The sequence below is a fragment of the Kitasatospora sp. NPDC093558 genome, assembly GCF_040683475.1.
In the GTDB taxonomy this organism is placed as follows: Bacteria; Actinomycetota; Actinomycetes; order Streptomycetales; family Streptomycetaceae; genus Kitasatospora.
This window is the reverse complement of sequence record NZ_JBFBDY010000999.1, coordinates 1-1,790: the sequence shown is the minus strand read 5'-3', so window position 1 is coordinate 1,790 and position 1,790 is coordinate 1. Positions and strand designations below refer to the sequence as shown.

The 1,790-nt window shown below is 74.9% G+C and carries 1 protein-coding gene and 2 pseudogenes; 2 read left to right on the top strand and 1 reads right to left on the bottom strand.

Annotation, left to right across the window (positions count from 1 at the left end):
- Window positions 1-93: pseudogene (locus AB0O00_RS37820) on the bottom strand (MFS transporter); the annotation flags it as partial.
- An 18-nt stretch (window positions 94-111) separates the two neighbouring features.
- Here AB0O00_RS37820 and AB0O00_RS37815 point away from each other — a divergent pair.
- A pseudogene (locus AB0O00_RS37815) lies at window positions 112-690 on the top strand (serine hydrolase); the annotation flags it as partial.
- Between the two features lie 307 nt (window positions 691-997).
- The coding region (locus AB0O00_RS37810; RefSeq protein ID WP_363659225.1) for a GNAT family N-acyltransferase at window positions 998-1,790 on the top strand (793 nt) is incomplete at its 3' end.

Sequence of the window (1,790 nt, the reverse complement as noted above, 5' to 3'; positions counted from 1 at the left end):
GACCGACTGCCAGAGGAACGACGAGTAGTAGAAGATCACGTTGATGCCGACGAACTGCTGGAACGCCGAGGCGCCGATGCCCACCCAGACGATCGCCCCGCCGTCGGACCGGACAACGCCGACTGGACCACCGCCTACGGCCTCGGCCTCCAACTCCTGCGCCACGAAGGCCGGGTGCTGTACGGGCACACCGGCTCGATGCCCGGTTTCACCGCCGGGCTGTGGGTCAGCGAGCAGGACGGCCTCGCGGCCCTCGCCCTCGCCAACGCCACCAGCGGCACCAACACCCCACTGCTGGCAGCCCAGTTGATCGCCATCACCGCCGAGCACGAGCCGCGGATCCCGGAGCCGTGGCGCCCGCTGCCCGAGGTCGACCGGGACCTCCTCGCGCTCACCGGCCCCTGGTACTGGGGCGCCGCGCCGCACGCCCTGCGGCTCACCGCCGACCGCGGCCTCGAACTCGGCCCGCTCGGCGGCGGCCACCGCAACTCCCGCTTCCGCGCCGAGCCGGACGGCACCTGGACCGGGCTCGACAACTACTACGCGGGCGAGACCCTGCGCGTCGTCCGGGCCGCCGACGGCACCGTCAGCCACCTCGACCTCGGCTCCTTCGTGCTCACCCGCGAACCGTACGGCCCGGCCGGCGCCATCCCGGGCGGTGTCGACCCGGAGGGCTGGCGCGCGTACTGACCCAGCCGCCGCGCACCCGCGCACCGCTCGCCAGGGCCCCGCCGGTCGTACCCGGCGGGGCCCTGTCGTGTCCACCCCCACCCGGCGAGCGCCGAACGACCCGCAGGTGCCCGGCAGATGACCACCGGACGCGGGTGGTCCCATTCAACAGCTGCACATCTGCCCTCCGCCGAACGGCAACGTGAATTCCAGCCGACTCGGACAGACATACCGGTGACCGGTTCGCGCCCATGCCCGACGCGTGCGAACCGGGCCGGTGCCACGAGAACCGCGGCACCGCCGCCCGTGCTGCCCTGGAGGGTCCGCCATGACCACCGTCCCCACGTACGCTCCGACCGCAGTCGCCCCCACCCACGACACCCCGGCGGTGCCCGCCCAGCGCCAGGACCCCACGCCTGCGCCCGCCTACACCGTCTCCCTCGCCCGCGACGAGGACGACGTCCGCGCCGCCCAGCGCCTGCGCCACGAGGTCTTCGCCGGCGAGCTCGGCGCCGTCCTACACAGCCCGGTCGCCGGCCTCGACGCCGACCCCTTCGACGAGTACTGCGACCACCTGCTGGTCCGCGAGGGCGAGGCCGGCGCCGTCGTCGGCACTTACCGGCTGCTGCGCCCCGAGGCCGCCCGCCGGGCCGGACGGCTCTACTCCGACGGCGAGTTCGACCTCTCGGCGCTGGCCCCGGTCCGCCCCGGCCTGGTCGAGGTCGGCCGCTCCTGCATCAGCGCCGAGCACCGCGGCAACGGCGCCGTCATCAACCTCATGTGGGGCGGCATCGCCCGCTACATGGTCGAGACCGGCAACACCTGGCTCGGCGGCTGCTGCTCCGTCCCGCTCGACGACCAGGGCGCCACGGCGGCCCGGGTCTGGGACGCCGTCAGCGCCAAGTACCTGGCCCCCGAGGAGTACCGCGTCACCCCGCACCGCCGCTGGGACGCCACCGGCGTGCCCCGCGCCGAGCGCGGCGCGCTGCCCGCGCTGCTCCGCGGCTACCTGCGCCTCGGCGCCTGGGTCTGCGGCGAGCCCGCCCACGACCCGGACTTCGACTGCGCCGACCTCTACGTCCTGCTGTCCCTGGAGCGCACCGACCCGCGCTACCTGCGGC